Source organism: Longispora fulva (genome assembly GCF_015751905.1).
Lineage (GTDB): Bacteria > Actinomycetota > Actinomycetes > Mycobacteriales > Micromonosporaceae > Longispora > Longispora fulva.
Map to the genome: position 1 here is coordinate 4,828,388 of NZ_JADOUF010000001.1, position 17,392 is coordinate 4,845,779.

The following is a 17,392-nucleotide window of genomic DNA, read 5'->3' on the forward strand; positions in this document are numbered from 1 at the left end:
GGTGGGTTCGCGCACCTGGGCGAGGCGCGCGCCGGCGCGTGGTCGGGACACCCCGGGCGAGCGCACCTGAGCGGGGCGGTGCCGACGCGCGCCGGGTCGGTCCCCGCCGTAACCATGAAAAATGCCCGTCCCACCCGAGGCGGGACGGGCATGCGGCGTGCCTCTAGTGCACCGTCACCGTCGAGGCCAGGCCGCGCAGCTCCTCCGGGAGCTCCGCGCCCATCTCCTCGGCGAGCCGGAGCGCCTCCTCGATCAGCGTCTCCACGATCTGCGACTCCGGCACGGTCTTGATGACCTGGCCCTTGACGAAGATCTGGCCCTTGCCGTTGCCGGACGCCACGCCCAGGTCGGCCTCGCGGGCCTCGCCGGGGCCGTTGACGACGCAGCCCATGACGGCGACCCGCAGCGGCACCGGCAGGCCCTCGAGCCCGGCGGTGACCTCCTCGGCCAGCTTGTACACGTCGACCTGCGCCCGCCCGCACGACGGGCACGACACGATCTCCAGGCCCCGCTCCCGAAGGCCCAGGGACTCCAGGATCTGGTTGCCGACCTTGATCTCCTCGACCGGCGGCGCGGACAGCGACACCCGGATCGTGTCGCCGATCCCCTCGGCGAGCAGCGCGCCGAACGCGACCGCCGACTTGATCGTGCCCTGGAACATCGGGCCGGCCTCGGTGACGCCGAGGTGCAGCGGGTAGTCGCACTGCTCGGCGAGCTGGCGGTACGCGCGGATCATGACGACCGGGTCGTTGTGCTTGACCGAGATCTTGATGTCGCGGAAGCCGTGCTCCTCGAACAGCGAGCACTCCCACAGGGCGCTCTCGACGAGCGCCTCCGCGGTGGCCTTGCCGTACTTCTCCAGCAGCCGCTTGTCGAGCGAACCGGCGTTGACGCCGATCCGGATCGGGATCCCGGCGTCGGCGGCGGCGCGGGCGATCTCGCCCACCTTGTCGTCGAACTGGCGGATGTTGCCCGGGTTCACCCGGACCGCCGCGCAGCCGGCGTCGATGGCGGCGAACACGTACTTCGGCTGGAAGTGGATGTCCGCGATCACCGGGATGTTGGACTTCTTCGCGATCGCCGGCAGGGCCTCCACGTCGTCCTGGGACGGCACGGCCACCCGGACGATCTGGCAGCCCGAGGCGGTCAGCTCGGCGATCTGCTGCAGGGTGGCGTTGACGTCGGAGGTGAGCGTCGTCGTCATCGACTGCACGCTGACCGGCGCGCCGCCGCCGACGGGCACGTTGCCGACCATCAGCTGACGGGACTTGCGCCGCTCGGCGAGGGCCGGCAGCGGCATGGGGGGCATACCAAGGCTGATCGAGGTCACTGTTCTTCCACTTACTTCAGGGTGATCGGGTTGAAGATGTCAGCGCCCACCGTCAACAGGGTGAACGCGCCGAAGACGATGATGACCACGTAGGTGACCGGCATCAGCTTGGCGTAGTCGACGCGGCCCGGGTCGGGGCGGCCGCGCCGGGCGGCGAACCAGGAGCGGGCCCGTTCGAACCAGGCGACGGCGATGTGGCCCCCGTCGAGCGGGAGCAGCGGTAGCAGATTAAAGATGCCCACAAATATGTTCAACGACGCAAGCAGCCAAAGGAACACGGACCACAGGCCCCGGTCCGCGAGCTCGCCGCCGATCCGGCTCGCGCCGACGACGCTGATCGGGGTCTCCGGGTCGCGCTCGGAGCCGGTGACCGCGTCCCACAGCTTCGGCAGCTTCTCCGGGAACTTCTTCAACGCCGTGAACGTGTTGCCCAGCGTGTCCATGTAGAAGCTGCCGGCGGCGCCGATCCCGTCGACCGGGCCGTACGTCATCGTGGTGGGCACCCCGGGGTCCAGGTAACCGCCGACGCCGAGGGCGGAGACCGTCTCGGTCTTGCCCTTCTCGGTGAGCGACGTCCGCTGGGCCGAGATCAGGTCGACGGTGACCGTGTGCTCCGCGCCGTCGGTGGTGACCGTGAGCGTCGCCGGGCCGGGCGGGGTGGCCCGGATCGCCTTGACCAGGTCGAGGTAGGTGGTCACGGCGGTGCCGTTCACCTTGGTGATCGTGTCGCCGTCGCGCAGGCCGGCGTTCTTCGCCGGGGAGGCCGGGTCGGTCCCGGGGTTGCAGTCGCGCTGTTCGTTGGCGACGACGACGCACTTCGCGACATTGATCCGGGGGTGCTTCGCCACGTCGTCGAGCGCCTTCGCGAACGCCGGGTTCGGCAGGCCCACGAACATCGCGGCGATCCACATGATCACGAAGGCGAGGATGAAGTGCACGGCGGAACCGGCCGACAGGACGATCGTGCGCTGCCACACCGGCTTGCGCCACATGACCCGCTTCTTGTCCTCCTCGCTCAGCTCCTCCTCTTCCTCCTCCTGCGGCGTCATCCCGACAATCTTGACGAAACCGCCCAGTGGGATGGCCTTGAGCCCGTACTCGGTCTCACCGCGACGGAAGGAGAACAGGGTCGGGCCGAAGCCGGCGAAGTACCGGGTGACCTTCATACCGAACCGCTTGGCCGTCCACATATGTCCTGCTTCGTGCAGACATACTGAGACGAAAATGCCGAGGGCAAACAAGATGACCCCGAGCGCCTGCGCCATGAAATCCCTCTCTAGTACGTCCCGGCCAGCTCGCGTGCGCGGGCGCGAGCCCACGCCTCCGCGGCGAGCACCTCTTCGACGGTACCTGGCTCAGCGTAGTCGGGCGCGTCGTCGAGCACCCGATCGATGGTGTCCACGATCCCGAGGAACGGCAGCCGGCCGGCCCGGAACGCCTCGACGCACTCCTCGTTGGCCGCGTTGAAGATCGCGGGGCGGCAGCGGCCCTCGGTGCCGGCGGCCTTCGCGAGCGCCACGGCGGGGAACACCGCGTCGTCCAGTGGCGCGAATTCCCACGTGTGCGCGGCAGTCCAGTCGACGCCGCGCGCCGCCCCCGGCACCCGGTCCGGCCAGCCGAGCGCCAGCGCGATCGGCAGCCGCATGTCGGGCGGGCTGGCCTGCGCGATCGTTGATCCGTCGACGAATTCGACCATCGAGTGGATCACCGACTGCGGGTGCACCATGACCGCGATGTCGGCGTACGGGGTGCCGTACAGCTCGTGCGCCTCGATCACTTCCAGGGCCTTGTTCACCAGCGTGGCCGAGTTGATCGTGATCACCGGACCCATGTCCCAGGTCGGGTGGGCCATCGCCTCCTCCAGGGTCACGCCCCGCAGCGACTCCCGGGACCTGCCCCGGAACGGGCCGCCGCTCGCCGTGACGATCAGGCGACGAACCTCACGCTCCGTACCCGACCTCAGGCACTGGGTCAGGGCGGAGTGCTCGCTGTCCACCGGTACAATTTGACCGGGTTTAGCGAATTTTTTCACCAGTGCCCCACCTGCGACCAGGGACTCCTTGTTGGCCAACGCCAGGGTCCGACCGGCCTTGAGCGCCGCGAGGGTCGGCTTGAGCCCGATGGAACCGGTGACGGCGTTCAGGACCACATCACACGGGTACTCCGCGAGATCCGCCATCGACTCCGGCCCCGCGAGGATCTTCGGGATCCGGAAGTCCCCGGTGGCGTAGCCGCGCTTCTGGGCCTCCGCGTAGAAGGCCAACTGGAGGTCCTGCACGGCCGTCGAGTTGGCCACCGCGACGATCTCCACCCCGAGGCTGAGCGCCTGCTCCGCCAGGAGGGCGACGTTGCCGCCACCGGCGCCCAGGCCCACCACCCGGAACCTGTCGGGGTGCTGTCGCACGACGTCAATGGCCTGGGTGCCCACCGAGCCGGTGGAACCGAGAAGTACGAGGGTGCGCGTCACCGGGCCATTGTCCCCGACCGGTTCCGGGGGGATCGTGGCGGTGCCGTGCGGATTCGGCGCGCGGCCGTGTTCCGGCCGCCGTCGGGGCCCGGCTGGTCCGGCGGCGGCGGTGCGCGGCGCTCCCAACCAGCACCGGCACCGCCGCCACCCACCCGTCAGGACCGGGCGATCCGGAACGCCGCGAGTTCGATCCCGTACCACCGGTCCGTCAGACCCTGCGGTGTCATCCCCAGCCGCTCGCACACCCGCACCGAGGCGGTGTTCGGCGGGTGCACCACCGCGAAGATCTCGTCCAAGCCCTCCGCGAACCCCTTCTCGACCGCGCCCCGGGCGGCCTCCGTCGCGTACCCGTGGCCCCACGAGTCCGGGTGGAAGTGCCAGCCCACCTCGACCTCGCCGTCCCCGTCCGGCAACGGCACGAGCAGCACCGTGCCCGCCACCACCCCGTCGGGCCGCTGCACCGCCCAGATCCCGAACCGGGGATCCGTCGAGCGCTCCCGCCAGCGGGCCATGGTCCGCAGCGCCTGCTCAGGCTCGGTCATCACCTGAGGCGTGGCACCGAGGTACTGGACGACCTCCATCCGTCCGTACATGTCGAAGAGCCGGTCCGCGTCGGACTCCTCCCACGGCCGGACGATCAGCCGCTCGGTACTGAATACAATGTTCATTCCGCCAGCTTGCCACCGGACGGCCGTCCGCGTCCGTCGGCCGGTCGGACGACGGTCGCCCCGCCGCCGGCCGGTGCGGCACCCGCCCCGGCGTCCGGGCGGGCACCGTCGCGACCAGGGCCACGGGCACGCCCCCGATGATCAGGAGCAGCCGCACAGTCATGCTCGTCTCCTCCAGTGTGGACGCCCAGAACGCTACCGAGACCGACCGTGCCGGGCGTCCGGCACAGGGTTGACGTTTCCGCCGGCCCTACAACTTTCGCGGTACGCGCTACCCGTCCTTGTCCAGTTCACGGTCGATGTCCCCGGAGCTCTGCCGGTGCTCGTCGGTGAGCCAGTCCTGGTAACGCTGCTCGACGCTCACCGCCCCGCCGGCCCCCTTGGTGGCCGCGGGCATCCAGGTGTCGTCACTGCGGACGTACTCGTCCCGCACGGAACCGGCGCTGCGCTGGGCGCCCTTCGGCGCGTACCCCTCACGCACCCCGGCCATCTTCATCGGCTCGAGCTTCTTGAACATGTTCTCCAACCGGCCGAGGACCGGCACCACCCGGTCCAGGAACACCACTCCCCTGCTCAGCATCACCCCGCCCTCGACCTCGGTGGCGACGACGGCGACGTTGACCGAGGCTCCGGCGGTCTCCGGCGCGGCGTCCATCGCGATCATCCACGTGATGATCAACCACTCCACCCAGGTCGCCAGCAGCTGGATCAGGACGGCCTGCGCGATGTCCATCACCGTCTTCGCCAGGATCAGGCAGACCTCGATCAGCTTGATGTCCGTGGCGACGGCGCGCATGCCGTTCGCGAAGGCGTCCAACCGCTCCCTGGACCGCTCCGCCGTCAGCCCCCGCCAGCCGAACATATGGTCCTCGCCGCACTTGCGGACCTCCTCGGCGAGCGGAACCAGCGCCCTGCCGACCCGCTCCCAGCGGCTGATCTCGGTGGCCATCCGCTCGCCGTTGCCCGTGACCAACCCCACGAGATCCTCGAACGGCTGCACCACGTCGACCAGGAACCCCAGACCCGCTGCGAGCAGCGCGTTCATCGGGTCGAAGACCACGTCGAACAGGTTGTGCCCCAGGCCGCCGATCAGCGTGATCAGCTCACCCAGCTCGGTGCTGTCCTTCTCGTCGAACGTGGCCAGCAGCTTCCCGATCGACGTCGCGTCCGAGAACAGCGGGATGTCCGACTTCGGATCGAAGCGGAGGAACTCGTACCGGCTGGTCTCCGGCGCCGGGAAGTACTGGACATCGCCCAGCGTCACCGACCACGGCTCGTCGGTCTCGTCATTGGTCACGTCGCTGTCGTCGTTGACGTCGGGCTCGGCCGGCGAGGTCACTTCCCGTCCTCCCCCAGCAGCCTGTGGATGCCCCGGAGCGCCTCCGCGATCCCCCGATCCGTGTCCTGGTACGCCTTGCCCGCCGCATCGATCGCCTCCACCCGGCCGGCGATCCCCTCGGCCATCATCTCCAGCTGGCGGTAGAGGTCCCGGCCGCAGCCGCCCCAGTACGCCGCGGCCATCTGCGCGCCCAGGGCACCCCAGATGAACCACTCCGGATCGGCCTGCTCGGCGACCCTGAGCAGCTCCGCCGTCCGGTAGCGCACCTGCGCAAGGCGCTGGCGGCACTCCTCCAACGCGACCGGATCCACCCAGAATCCCTTGTGGTCGTCACCCATCTAGCCGCGCCCCCGTCCCGGACCGTCCAGCCGGGCACCGGCCAGCTGAGTCCTCCCCGAAGCGTTCAGCTGGGGGCCGTCCCGTCCTGAATCGTCCGCCCGGGTGCCGGTCAATCCCGGAGTCTCCACCCGGTTGCCGGTCGGTACTGGAATGTCCAGGCGGGTGCCGGTCAGCTCGGCCGTCAGCTCGGCGGCCCGCGCGGCCGACCGGGCGATCGCCCCATGGATCAGGGACACCAGCAGCATGCCCAGCGCCTCCGCGCCGTACTCCGCGAGCAGGCCGTCCGCCATAGACACCTGCTCGACAGTCACACCCCGGACCAGGATCCGGATCCGGCCGTCGGAGTTCTCCGCGAGCGTGCGGTCCTCCCCGAGGGAAGTCCGCAGCCGGGTACTCCTCGCGGCCCGATCGGCGACCAACTCCCGGAACCGCTCCAGCTCCGGAATGGGGTGCCCGGCATGAGCGTGGACGGCCTCGCGCCGTGGACCGGGGCCGGCCCCGCCACCCGGCTCGGTACCGGCACCACCACTGGGCCGCGAACCGGCATGCCCGTGGACCCCATCTCCCGCGCCCACCCCGCCTTCACGCCCCGGCACTTCGGCAACTCGCGCTCCGGAGTGGTTCTGCGCACGTTCGCCCTGTTCATCCTGAGCTGCAGGAGTCGACAAGTCGCCGCGAAGCAGGCCGGCATGGTCACCCAGTCGGTCGGCGAGGCGCTCGTCGACCCGGGCCGCAGCGGCGCGCAGGGTCTCCAGCACCAGCCGGGCCAGACTCACTCCGTCGAGCCGCGCGGCGGACTCCCCGAACGTGATCTCGCGCGGCACCCCGCCGGCCCCCACGGTCACGGTCACCTCACGGTTCACCGAGGTGACGCCTACTGCGCAGGACGCCGTGAACCGGGCGAGCTCCCGCACCTCGGTGATCCATTCGTCTGTCCTCACAGCACACTCCAGTCTCTGTTCCCGGTGGGTATGGGGTCAGCTCTGCTGTTTCCGATGGGCACGGGGTCAGTCCTGCTGTTCGCAGTGGGTATGGGGTCGGCGCCGTTCGCGGTGGGTTGGAGGTCAGTGTTGGCGGTTGGCACGGGTCAGTCCTGCGGGCGGATGAACCGCACCATCTCGACTCCTGCCGGCCAGTCGGACGCCGGCTCCTCCACCTTGCCGAGGACCGCCGGGGCGATCTCCTCGTCGCCGAACCAGATCGTCCGGTCCTCACGCAGCCAGGTGGAATACGAGGACTTGTCCTCGGCGGAGTTCGCGGCGGGGGTACCGATCGCGCCCATTCCGCCGAATCCGGTGGAGCCGGCCAGGCGTGCGGAGTTGCCGGCCGCGAGGGTGCGCGGGAGGTCCACGGGGCGGCCCAGGGTGCCGCCGCCGGGGACGGAGCCTGGGGCGAGGCCGGTCGAGCCGGAACCGCCGCCCAGGCCGAGGGCGGACGGGTCCGCACTGAACCCGGTACCGCCGGAGCCGAAGGGGCCGGCTGTGCCGGCGAGGCCGGTGGCGGAGGGGTGTTCGGAGTCCGAGGCCGGGGGGCGGAAGTCGCCAGCGTCCTCCCAGCCTTTGTTCCAGGCATCCCGCGGGTCGCCGGGGGTGTGAGCAGACCCAAAGGCTCCAGGTTGATGCTCAGCAAAACCCTTCGATGGGTACGCACCACCAGCACCGAGGTCGGGTCCACCAGAGACACCAGAGACACCTTCTCCAACTGTCAGCTCGGGTTCTCCAGCATTTCTCCGAACATCCGAGCCGACATGCACAGCATCCGGCATACGTTGCCGCACACCCTCATACTCCCCAGACACCTTGTCGTACGTCTTGAGCGCCGGCCCTTCGATGTCGTGCAAGGCCTGCTCCAGCATGTCCTGGCTGCTGCCGATGAACTTGAGCACAGGATTCTTGAGCAGCTCATTGGACAGCGTGATCTCACAAAATTTGGGCCCCAGGCTGTACTTCCCATTGCGAGCGGCCATCAACTCACCGAACATCCCATGCGGCACCGGCATCGCATTCTGCGCCTCGGCAAGCTTGGTGGCAGCCTCCTGTAAGGAGGGCACGACCCCCGTGCCTGAATTCACCTTGTCGATCGCATCGCCGATCTTTTTCGCGATGCCCATCATGTGTGTCTTGTAGGACTCGTATGCCGGCCCGGTCCAGACCTGGGCCAGGTCGGCGACATCCCGTTCCAGCGTGGACTTGATATCGCCGGCCCGCTTCAACACCTCCTCCCACCCCAGCGCTGCGCTCTTCACGTCGCCGGGCCGGCCCTGGATCACGACCTGTTGCACCGCGGTGCTCCAGTCAACCTTCACCGGCCCTCCATCGGGTGCTGGGTGGTCGCCTGCTCGGCGAGGATCTTCTGCATCTGCTCAGCAGTCATCCGGTTGCGGTCCTCGACGGACACGTAGTTGCTCATCACCTCTCCCAACGCGTCATACGCGTCATACAGGTCCTCCGCAACTGTCGCGAGCATGCCCTCGAACCCGGTGTAGAGACCGTCGTGCCGCCCCTTGAGTTCGGCAGCCTTAGGAAAACCACCGAGACTGGTACCAGTGGTCGTCGGCCCGTCGATCAGCTTTCTGATATCCGCCATACCAGTCTGGAGCTTCCTGGCCACGTCCCCCATGTCCTGCAACCACCGTTGCGCGTCGCCCAGCGAGGCCAGGTCGTATGAAGTCTTGAGACCCTGTCCTTCCGAGAACGTCAACCCGTCAGGCACGTGGGCTGTCCGCATCCCGTTGTCATCCGCCGAGATATGGACAGACGCGCCCGGCGCCGCCAGCCACCAGGCGTCGAAGTCACCGTCGATCCGGTTGCCCTGCACCCGTGTGGTGATCACGCTGCCATCGACCAGGGTGATCTCCCACGTGTCGGGGCCGATCTGGCGCGAGCTGCTCACAAGCGGCGCGATCTGCGGATTGGTGAACGTCAGTTCCTGCTCACCCATAGGTGAACCCTCCCCATGAAGTTGGATGACGTGCTTTGTCAGCGCCCGGGCGGATACCCGGGTACGCGTTGGACCGCCCGCCGACGCCGCCGGTTGCTCGCCAGCACCAGCCAGGTGATGCCACCAGCCAGCACCGCCACGACCACCAGGAGCGGACCCATGATCTTCCAGTCGATGTGCGCCGAAACGAGAGGCTGGCCTGTCGGACCGGCGGACCCCGGACCGGTCGAACTACCTTGCTGTGCACCAAGAAGCGGGTTGTCCTTGACCTCAGGCACATCCGCCGTCAGCGCAGCGACCGGATCAATCACTCCGAACCCATAGAGGTCGTCCCGCCCCGGCTTGCCTGCATCCTTGGCCGTGCGGATAATCCGGTTGATTACGTTAGCCGCGCTGAGTTGCTTAAACTGAGACCGAATGAGCGCAGCTTCACCAGAAACGAGGGCCGCAGCGTTGCTGCTCCCGTCACCGACGAGATATCCATTCTTCGAACGGTTTGCAGGAGCTGAGGTAATCACTTGGACCCCCGGAGCTCCGACTGAGACCTCGTGGCCATGGGACGAACCAGCCCATGCCCCTCCGCTTCTATCGACTGCGGCACTCGCAACTACACCAGGAATCGCTGCCGGCACACCGACACCCAGGCCATTCGCATCCGTATTACCTGCACCAGCAACGACGACCACATCCTTCGACATCGCATAGGCAACTGATTGCCGAAGGTCTTCTGCCAGTTCCGACGCAGGAAAGGCGATCGAAATGTTGATCACCCTTGCGCCGTGATCTACAGCCCATCTCACTGCTTGACTTACTTCGCGCTCCTCTGATGCCTCGCCAAGCGCAATGGGCAGGATCTTGGACTTAGGGGCGATTCCCAGCAATCGATTGTCATTACCTCCCTTTCCGGCGATCAGGCTAGCCATACCTGTTCCGTGATCTCTGTTGTCGGTCCTGCCATCCGGCGCCGCATCCCCCCCAATCCCCCACCCAGGCAAAACCTGCCCCTGCAAATCCGGATGCCCCGCATCCACCCCGGAATCGATCACAGCCACGACCACCCCCTCCCCCTGGCTGATCGCATGCGCCCGCTCCACCTTCAAGAAATCCAAATGCCAGGACAGCCCCCGCACCGTATCGGCGTACGCCACCCCCGGCGCAGCGACCAGCACCGCCCCCACGGCAAGAGCCGCCACCCCGACCCGCAGCCTCCGCGACACCCCACCCCTCCGAGAGTCCCCAGCCCGGTGCGAAAGATTGCTCGTCATGCCAAACCCCTGTCGGACTCGTGCGTGGTCGACTCTGGATCGAGGGAGAGACGCGACAGCCGTTTCCGGTCCCGCAACGTCGCAACCGCCGGCGGCCACAATCGTTCCGCGGCGGGACCGATGGCCCACACCGGAGGCCTCACCAGGGAGAACAGGTACTCGTTGACCTGCGCGATGTCGTACCCGACGTCTCGGGTTCTCAGGCCGAAGCCGTTGCGAAACCGTTCCCAGCCCGCAGCACTGAAGCCGCTGGCCTCGTGCGTGCTGAGTGTCGCGCCGACGTCCCCCGGGTCGTAACCGTTCGGAACGATGTCGAACCGAGGCCGTGCCATCCCGGATGCCCCCTCCAGCTACCTGTGCACCCCGTAGTCAAGTCGACACGATAGCGGGCATCCGCCACCCCCGAGACCCCCCCCAGACCGTCCGAATGCGTACTACTGTCCCTCCACCAACCCGGCGAGGTACGCGAGCACCTGGCCACAGTGGTACCCCCGGAGCACGATCGTCAGATTCGCGTTCTCCACCTCCTCTCGGGTCAGCCCACGCTCCTCGGCCCGGGCCAGCAACACGTCCACCTGCCTGCGGTCGTACCCACGCAGGACCACATCGAACTTCTTCCCCGTCATGGGACACATCATGCCGTAGCCGCGCAAGTACACTGTGCCCCGTGAACCGCTTCGTGACCATCGAGGAACTGGACCGGCCGACCGGCGCCGTCGTGGTCGTCGACGTCTTCCGGGCGTTCAGTTTCGCCAGCTGGGCGGTGCACCTCGGCGCGGCCCGGATCGTGCTGGCCGCGCAAGGAGCACGCCCGGCGGCTACGCGCGACGTATCCGGACGCGGTGAGCTGCACCGACGGCCCCGCGCTGCCGGACTTCGCGCTGACGAACTCGCCCGGACAGTTGTCCACTGTCGACGTGCGGGGCGCGACGATCATCCAGGCGACAGTGAACGGCACCCGGGGCACGGCGGCGGCGCGTACCGCCGACGAGCTCCTGGTGGCGAGTTTTCCCAACGCCCGGGCCACGGCATGGGCCCTCGGCGACCGGCCGGCGACGTTCGTGGTGACCGGCGGCGAGGAGGACCGGGAGTGCGCGGAGTTCATCGCGGCGCTGCGGGAGGACCCCGACACCGCGCCGGAACCCTATCTCGAGCGCTCCCGCCGGTCGAGGGCGGCTGTGAGGCTCGCCGAGGGCGTGGCCAGCGGGTACTCGGGAATCAACGCCCTCGACGTCGAGCGCTCACTCGCCCTTGACGTCCTGAACCGCCCCCTCGTCGCGACCCCGACCGGGGACCACCTGATCCTGACCTGAGGCCGCGCGACCGCTAGGACGCCGACGAGCGGATCTCGTGCCCCGCGCTGGTGATGCACTTGCCGGACCCGAGGTTCCACTTCCAGCCGTGCATCTGGCAGGTCAGCACGCCGTCCTCGACCTTGCCGAACCGGCCGAGGTCTGCCTTGAGGTGCGGGCACCGGCGCTGCACGGTCCAGCCGTCGAGCTCGATGTCCTCGGCGTCGGGCTTCTGTTCTGCGTACCAGCCCTCGGCGTAGTTGATCCGCTCCTCGGACAGGCACTTGAAGAACGCGTAGACGAACTCGTTGTACTGGCCGATCCGGGCCGCCGAGAACCGGCAGGACAGGAACAACGAGTTGACCCAGTCGCCCTCGTCGATGAAGATCAGGTGCTCGACCAGGCGGCGCTCCGTGCGGAACCGGTAGCGGACCTTCTCGTCGGCGGCGACCCGGATCTCCTTGTTCGGGAAGTCGAAGACGATGCTCTCGACGACCTCCTCGGAGTCGGTGGCCAGCAGGTCGAAGCGCACCGGGCCGCCGATGCCGCCCGCGATGTACTCCGACTCCCCCATGATCGGCTCGACCCGGCGCTTCAGCTCGGCGAGCACGTCGATCTCGGGGTGCGACCAGGTGGCCTTCTCCGCCTCCAGCGCTGGCCGCTTGCGCTCGGCCATCTCCCGCAGGTAGACCGGCTTGTTCTCGAAGAACGCGCGCACGTCCGCGACCGGGTGCTCGACCTTGCCGGTGGCGGCATCAGCGACGGAACCGGGCAGCAGCAGCACCCCGTTGTCGTAACCGAGGCCCTCGATGTGGTCGAGGAACACCTGCTGGTCGGGGAAGATGTTGCCCTCGTCGCCGTGGATGTCGTTGAACTGCCACAGCGCGTCGTCCAGGAAGCACGGCGGGCCGGCGATCGGGATGACGTAGCTCGCGTTCAGGTCGTCGATGTAGCGCACGGTGCGGTCGAACTGCCGGTCGCGCTTCTGCTTGCCGAAGGCCGTCTTGGCCGCCTGGGGCAGTTCGTACACCATCGGGTACCAGATCGCCCCGCTGAACTGCAGCAGGTGCGCGTGCACGTGCCCCAGTTCCGCGAAGGTCGACAGGTCCGTGGGGCGGGCGTCGTTCTGGTTGAGCAGCCGCACGCCGTCGTGCTCGACCCAGATGGCGGAGTCGCCGATCGGGCCGTCCGTCGGGGAGGTCAGCGCCTGGATCATGACCTTCAGGCCGTCGATCTCGTGCACCTCGTCGCTCTTCGTGCGGAAGAACGAGGTGAACCCGAGTTCGCGCAGCTCGTCCTCCAGCTGCGACGTCGGGTACTCCGGCAGCAGGACCGTCGCCTTCTTACTGATCCGCGACGCCAGGAACTCCGCGTCGAAGTGGTCGCGGTGCAGGTGGGAGACGTAGAGGAAGTCGGGGTTGCCGAGCCGGTCCCAGTCGAGGTCGACATTGTCCGGGAAGGGGAACCACGACCCGAAGTAGGCAGGATTTACCCACGGGTCGCACAGGATGCTCCCCGCGCCGGTCTCGATGAACATGCCCGCGTGACCGGTACCGGTGACCCGCACTCTCAACCTCCTCAGAAAGACGCGCCCTAGACGCTACCCGAACCCTCCGACGGGCCCCCAACCCGTCATGCCAGACTGATCTCGACGTACACCGTAGGAAGGGACTCGACAGTGGCTGGCAGCTCCGAACCGGTGACCTCGCCGGACCAGCACAAGCCGACCAACATGAAGGTTGCTCGGATCGGCGGCATCGTCACGATCCTGGTCCTTCTGGTCATGACCATCGGCAACCACGAGGGCAACGTCGAGAACGTCTGGCTGATCGGCCTCGCCGCGCTGCTGGCCGCCACCCTCGTCGGTGACTGGCTCCTCCGCAAGAACGGCCTCAAATCGAACTAGCTCGACCAACGAAAAGAGCCCCGCAGCGATGCGGGGCTCTTTTCGTTGGATCTACTTGCGGAGCAGGGCCCGGATCTCCTTGAGCGCCGAGTCGACGTCCGCCTCGAAGTACCCGCCCTGAACCAGGCTGAACTGGCTCGGGTCGAGCTCCCCGTCGGCGACGGCCGCACCGGAGCGCCCCGTCATGTACGCCAGGACCGCGTCGAACAGCCGGTCCACCTGCGCCGGGTCGTACCCGCTGCCGAAGCGGCGCGGCTGGAACGTGCGTCGCAGCGCGTCCACCTTGCCGACCTCGTCGGGAGTGAAGGCGCCGGTCACGGCACCCATCTCGCCGGTCATGTCCATCCGACCGTGCCGGCCGGCCGCATCGTAGCCGCCACTGTTGAAGCTCGTGGGGTCCGGACGCGGATACTCCCCCGACCGGCTCTGCGGCGGGGCCGCCACCGGGGGCAGGGGCGGCGGGACGACGCTCGGGAAGTTCTGCGTCGGGTAGTCCTCGCGGACCGGCGGCGGGGCGAACCCGCGGTCGTCGCGCACCGGAGGCTGCTGCGAGGTGCGGTCGTCGAACTGGGGCGGCATCCCGGGCTGCGGCGGCATCGGCGGGCGCTCGTCGAACGGCGCCTGGGGCCGCTCGTCGAAGGCCTGCACGGGCGGCGGGCCCTGGGGCTGCACGCGCGGCGGGACCTGCTGAGGCGCGAGCCGCTGCTCCACCCGCTGGTACAGGCCGCCACGCTCCTCGAGCTCGGTCAGCTGGCGCTCCACCCGGTCGAGGTGCAGGTCCACCTGCCACTCGTCGTAGCCGCCGAACCGGACCCGGAAGACCACGTCGTGGACCTCCTGCGCGGTCACGGGCGTGCCCGGAGCGTCACCACCCAGCGTCGCCTCCACGCGGTCGAGGAAGATGTCCACCTCGTCGACCTTGTAGCCACGGCGCAGCGCCCGACGTCGGAACCGCTGACCACCTGAACTCGTCACTCATCCACCTCCGCAGCAGCGAGCTGCCCACATGCCCCGTCGATCTCCCGACCCCGCGTGTCCCGAACTGTAGTCGGCACTCCCGCGGCACGCAGTCGTCGGACGAACTCCCGCTCCACCGGCTTGGGGCTCGCATCCCACTTGCTGCCGGGTGTGGGGTTGAGCGGGATGAGGTTCACGTGTGCCAACCGACCAGATAGTAGGCGTCCGAGCAGGTCGGCGCGCCACGGCTGATCGTTCATATCTCTGATCATCGCGTACTCGATGGAGACCCTACGTCCGGTCTTCGACGCATAGTGCCACGCCGCGTCAAGGACTTCGGAGACCTTCCACCGGGTGTTCACCGGGACCAGCTCGTCGCGCAGCTCGTCGTCCGGGGCGTGCAGGGACAGCGCCAACGTGACCGACAGACCCTCGTCGGCCAGTTTGCGCATCGCGGGCACCAGGCCCACGGTCGAGACTGTCACGTGCCGCTGGGACAGGCCCAGGCCCTCCGGGGCAGGATCGGTGATCCGTCGGACCGCCTCGATGACCCGGTTGTAGTTCGCCATCGGCTCGCCCATGCCCATGAACACGACGTTCGACAGCCGGGTCGGCATGCCCGCGAGCTGGCCACTGGCCGCGATCCGGGCGGCGTCGACGACCTGGTCGACGATCTCGCCGGTCGACAGGTTCCGGGTCAGGCCCGCCTGGCCGGTCGCGCAGAATGGACAAGCCATGCCACAGCCGGCCTGTGACGAAATACACACCGTGGCCCGACCGAACCTGGCCGGTTGATCCGAGTCATCCGATTCGTCAGATCCCGACGGGTACCCCATCAGGACGCTCTCCACGAGCGAGCCGTCGTGCAGCTTCCACAGCGTCTTCTGGGTCAGCCCGTCGTCCGTCGCGAGCCTGCGGGCCGGGGTGAGCAGCTGGGGCAGCAGCTCTGCCGCCAGCTTCTCGCGCAGCCCGGCGGGCAGGTCCGTCATCGCCGCCGGGTCGCCCTCTAAGCGCCCGAAGTAGTGCGTCGAGAGCTGGGTGGCCCGGAACGGCTTCTCCCCCAGCTCCGCGACGGCGGCCCGACGCCCGGCCAGGTCGAGGTCGGCCAGGTGCCGGGGCGGCATGGAACGGCCGGCGCGGCGCGGCGGCGACATGTTGAGTACAGGCAGGGTCGTCATGACTCAGCCAGTGTCCCACGCCGACCCCCGAACAACCGACCCCAGGGAGGTGAACGCGAGCCACTTCACCCGGTGGGGGCGGCCAACACGCTCAGCAACATGTACCCGAGCGGGGCGGCCACGAGCAGGGAGTCCAACCTGTCCATGACGCCGCCGTGGCCGGGCAGCAGCGTGCCCATGTCCTTGATCCCCAGATCACGTTTCAGTAACGACTCCGCCAGATCGCCCACGGTCGAGCCGATCGCCAGGGCCACGCCGAACACGGCGCCCGCCCACCACGGCGTGTCGAGCATGAACCGGAGCATCAGCGTGCCGCCGATCGCGCAGGCGAGCACGGATCCGCCGAAGCCCTCCCAGGACTTCTTCGGGCTCACGGTCGGCGCCATCGGGTGCTTGCCGAGGAACACGCCGGCGATGTAACCGCCCGTGTCGGAGAGCACCACGGCGGCCACGACGCACAGCACCCGCAGCGCGCCGTCCTCCGGCCGCAGGAGGAGGACGAAGAAGGAGGCCAGGAACGGGACGTACACGGCGACCATGGCCGCGGAGGTGACCGACCGCGCGTACGCCGGCGGGCCGTCCGCGAGCCGCCACACCATCACGGCCAACAGGGTGAGCAGCAGGCCGATCGTGAGCGCGCCGACGTCTCCGAACCAGGCGAGGCCGATCATCAGCACCCCGCCGGCCAGCAGCGGGCCCAGCGGGGGCCGTTCCGGACCATCGCCCAGCGCTCGGACGAGCTCCCAGATCCCGATGACGACGGCTGCCGCCAGGAGGAACAGCGCGCCCTCGCGCCGGATGAACAGGCTGGCCACGACGAGCGCGCCCAGCCCGGCGCCGACCCCGATCGCCGCCGGCAGGTTCCGGCCGGCCTTGGGGGGCGCGGGGGGTGCGTCGGGGACGGGAGCCGCGGGGGGTTCGGACTCCGGTACCCCCGGATGGTCTTCCGGCGGCAACGGCGCGGGAGGTGCGAACGGGTCGAAATCGGACTCTGGGTGCGCGACGGGGCCGGACTCCGCCCACGACGGGGTGGTGGAGTCCCAGGCCTGGTCGAGCCAGTCCGGCTGCTCGTCGGCCGGTGGGTCGGCGCGCTCGCGGCGGGCGCGCCGACCTCCGTTCTCGAAGGGGTCGAAATCTGTCATCAGACTTCGAGCAGCTCGGCTTCCTTGTGCTTGAGCAGCTCGTCGATCGTCGCCACGTACTTCGCGGTCAACGCGTCGAGCTCCTTCTCCGCCCGCTTCACCTCGTCCTCGCCGGCCTCGCCGTCCTTCTGGATCTTGGCGAGCTCGTCGTTGGCGCGGCGGCGGATGTTGCGGACGGCGACCTTGGCGTCCTCGCCCTTGCCCCGCGCGACCTTGATCATGTCGCGGCGGCGTTCCTCGGTCATCGGCGGGATGTTGATCCGGATCTGGGTGCCCTCGTTGTTCGGGTTCACGCCGAGGTCGGAGTCGCGGATCGCGCGCTCGATGTTGCCGAGCTGGCTCGCGTCGTAGGGCTTGATGATGACCATGCGGGCCTCGGGCACGCCGATGGACGCCATCTGCGGCAGCGCGGTGGGCGTGCCGTAGTAGTCGATCACGATCTTGGAGAACATGGCGGCGCTCGCCCGGCCCGTGCGGATCGCCGCGAACTCCGACTTGGCGTGCTCGACTGCCGAATCCATCTTCTCCTCGGCCTCGAGGAGTGTGTCGTCGATCACCTGGCTCGTCGC

Annotated in this window: 19 protein-coding genes; 2 read left to right on the plus strand and 17 right to left on the minus strand. The window is 68.7% G+C overall.

The window, feature by feature from the left end:
* Positions 1-163: 163 nt before the first annotated feature.
* From ispG to IW245_RS21505, 12 genes are all read right to left on the minus strand, one after another.
* Positions 164-1,330 (minus strand): flavodoxin-dependent (E)-4-hydroxy-3-methylbut-2-enyl-diphosphate synthase, encoded by a 1,167-nt coding sequence (gene ispG / locus IW245_RS21450; RefSeq protein ID WP_197004958.1) that lies wholly within the window; start codon positions 1,328-1,330, stop codon positions 164-166.
* An 11-nt stretch (positions 1,331-1,341) separates the two neighbouring features.
* Positions 1,342-2,595: a M50 family metallopeptidase gene (locus tag IW245_RS21455; protein ID WP_197004959.1), complete on the minus strand. Its 1,254-nt coding sequence runs from the start codon at positions 2,593-2,595 to the stop codon at positions 1,342-1,344.
* A gap of 11 nt (positions 2,596-2,606) precedes the next feature.
* The gene (dxr, locus tag IW245_RS21460; RefSeq protein WP_197004960.1) at positions 2,607-3,797 is read right to left on the minus strand and encodes a 1-deoxy-D-xylulose-5-phosphate reductoisomerase; all 1,191 of its coding nucleotides are present in this window, start codon (positions 3,795-3,797) and stop codon (positions 2,607-2,609) included.
* A gap of 155 nt (positions 3,798-3,952) precedes the next feature.
* Positions 3,953-4,465, minus strand: coding sequence for a GNAT family N-acetyltransferase (locus IW245_RS21465; protein ID WP_197004961.1), 513 nt, complete (start codon positions 4,463-4,465; stop codon positions 3,953-3,955).
* Between the two features lie 271 nt (positions 4,466-4,736).
* Positions 4,737-5,804 (minus strand): hypothetical protein, encoded by a 1,068-nt coding sequence (locus tag IW245_RS21470; protein WP_197004962.1) that lies wholly within the window; start codon positions 5,802-5,804, stop codon positions 4,737-4,739.
* Complete coding sequence (locus IW245_RS21475) at positions 5,801-6,142, minus strand: hypothetical protein (protein ID WP_197004963.1); 342 nt, start codon at positions 6,140-6,142, stop codon at positions 5,801-5,803. Before IW245_RS21475 ends, IW245_RS21470 begins: the two co-directional genes overlap by 4 nt.
* The gene (locus IW245_RS21480) at positions 6,143-7,084 is read right to left on the minus strand and encodes a YbaB/EbfC family nucleoid-associated protein (RefSeq protein WP_197004964.1); all 942 of its coding nucleotides are present in this window, start codon (positions 7,082-7,084) and stop codon (positions 6,143-6,145) included. It lies immediately after the preceding gene.
* 146 nt (positions 7,085-7,230) lie between these two features.
* Positions 7,231-8,448 (minus strand): WXG100 family type VII secretion target, encoded by a 1,218-nt coding sequence (locus tag IW245_RS21485; protein WP_197004965.1) that lies wholly within the window; start codon positions 8,446-8,448, stop codon positions 7,231-7,233.
* A complete protein-coding gene (locus IW245_RS21490) occupies positions 8,445-9,083 on the minus strand; it encodes a hypothetical protein (protein ID WP_197004966.1) in 639 nt (212 codons plus the stop codon). Before IW245_RS21490 ends, IW245_RS21485 begins: the two co-directional genes overlap by 4 nt.
* A 38-nt stretch (positions 9,084-9,121) precedes the next feature.
* Entirely contained in the window at positions 9,122-10,252 is a 1,131-nt protein-coding gene (locus IW245_RS21495) for a S8 family serine peptidase (protein ID WP_197004967.1), read from the minus strand.
* A gap of 92 nt (positions 10,253-10,344) precedes the next feature.
* Complete coding sequence (locus IW245_RS21500; RefSeq protein ID WP_197004968.1) at positions 10,345-10,680, minus strand: hypothetical protein; 336 nt, start codon at positions 10,678-10,680, stop codon at positions 10,345-10,347.
* Between the two features lie 102 nt (positions 10,681-10,782).
* The gene (locus IW245_RS21505; protein ID WP_197004969.1) at positions 10,783-10,974 is read right to left on the minus strand and encodes a DivIVA domain-containing protein; all 192 of its coding nucleotides are present in this window, start codon (positions 10,972-10,974) and stop codon (positions 10,783-10,785) included.
* A 216-nt stretch (positions 10,975-11,190) separates the two neighbouring features.
* On the opposite strand from IW245_RS21505, the gene IW245_RS21510 reads away from it, so the two are divergent.
* Positions 11,191-11,661, plus strand: coding sequence for a 2-phosphosulfolactate phosphatase (locus IW245_RS21510; protein ID WP_197004970.1), 471 nt, complete (start codon positions 11,191-11,193; stop codon positions 11,659-11,661).
* Positions 11,662-11,674: 13 nt separating this feature from the next.
* Here IW245_RS21510 and IW245_RS21515 read toward each other — a convergent pair whose 3' ends face one another.
* Positions 11,675-13,177, minus strand: a complete 1,503-nt coding sequence (locus IW245_RS21515) for a Rieske 2Fe-2S domain-containing protein (protein WP_231400007.1) — start codon at positions 13,175-13,177, stop codon at positions 11,675-11,677.
* Between the two features lie 195 nt (positions 13,178-13,372).
* Here IW245_RS21515 and IW245_RS21520 point away from each other — a divergent pair, with 195 nt between their 5' ends.
* Entirely contained in the window at positions 13,373-13,546 is a 174-nt protein-coding gene (locus IW245_RS21520) for a DUF2631 domain-containing protein (RefSeq protein ID WP_197008624.1), read from the plus strand.
* 51 nt (positions 13,547-13,597) lie between these two features.
* Here the strand turns inward: IW245_RS21520 and IW245_RS21525 are convergent, their stop codons facing one another.
* From IW245_RS21525 to frr, 4 genes are all read right to left on the minus strand, one after another.
* Positions 13,598-14,521, minus strand: coding sequence for a DivIVA domain-containing protein (locus IW245_RS21525; protein ID WP_197004972.1), 924 nt, complete (start codon positions 14,519-14,521; stop codon positions 13,598-13,600).
* Positions 14,518-15,681 (minus strand): dual-specificity RNA methyltransferase RlmN, encoded by a 1,164-nt coding sequence (gene rlmN, locus IW245_RS21530; protein ID WP_197004973.1) that lies wholly within the window; start codon positions 15,679-15,681, stop codon positions 14,518-14,520. Before rlmN ends, IW245_RS21525 begins: the two co-directional genes overlap by 4 nt.
* Positions 15,682-15,746: 65 nt before the next feature.
* Entirely contained in the window at positions 15,747-16,823 is a 1,077-nt protein-coding gene (locus IW245_RS21535) for a phosphatidate cytidylyltransferase (RefSeq protein WP_197004974.1), read from the minus strand.
* Positions 16,823-17,380, minus strand: coding sequence for a ribosome recycling factor (gene frr / locus IW245_RS21540; RefSeq protein WP_197004975.1), 558 nt, complete (start codon positions 17,378-17,380; stop codon positions 16,823-16,825). Before frr ends, IW245_RS21535 begins: the two co-directional genes overlap by 1 nt.
* Between the last annotated feature and the right edge of the window lie 12 nt (positions 17,381-17,392).

Bases quoted from the DNA above. Each gene is read 5' to 3' on its own strand.
- IW245_RS21535 (WP_197004974.1), bottom strand. From the start codon at position 16,823: ATGACAGATTTCGACCCCTTCGAGAACGGAGGTCGGCGCGCCCGCCGC.
- IW245_RS21475 (WP_197004963.1), bottom strand. From the start codon at position 6,142: ATGGGTGACGACCACAAGGGATTCTGGGTGGATCCGGTCGCGTTGGAG.
- IW245_RS21505 (WP_197004969.1), bottom strand. From the start codon at position 10,974: ATGACGGGGAAGAAGTTCGATGTGGTCCTGCGTGGGTACGACCGCAGG.
- IW245_RS21500 (WP_197004968.1), bottom strand. From the start codon at position 10,680: ATGGCACGGCCTCGGTTCGACATCGTTCCGAACGGTTACGACCCGGGG.
- IW245_RS21490 (WP_197004966.1), bottom strand. From the start codon at position 9,083: ATGGGTGAGCAGGAACTGACGTTCACCAATCCGCAGATCGCGCCGCTT.
- IW245_RS21520 (WP_197008624.1), top strand. From the start codon at position 13,373: ATGAAGGTTGCTCGGATCGGCGGCATCGTCACGATCCTGGTCCTTCTG.
- rlmN (WP_197004973.1), bottom strand. From the start codon at position 15,681: ATGACGACCCTGCCTGTACTCAACATGTCGCCGCCGCGCCGCGCCGGC.
- IW245_RS21465 (WP_197004961.1), bottom strand. From the start codon at position 4,465: ATGAACATTGTATTCAGTACCGAGCGGCTGATCGTCCGGCCGTGGGAG.
- IW245_RS21455 (WP_197004959.1), bottom strand. From the start codon at position 2,595: ATGGCGCAGGCGCTCGGGGTCATCTTGTTTGCCCTCGGCATTTTCGTC.
- IW245_RS21515 (WP_231400007.1), bottom strand. From the start codon at position 13,177: ATGTTCATCGAGACCGGCGCGGGGAGCATCCTGTGCGACCCGTGGGTA.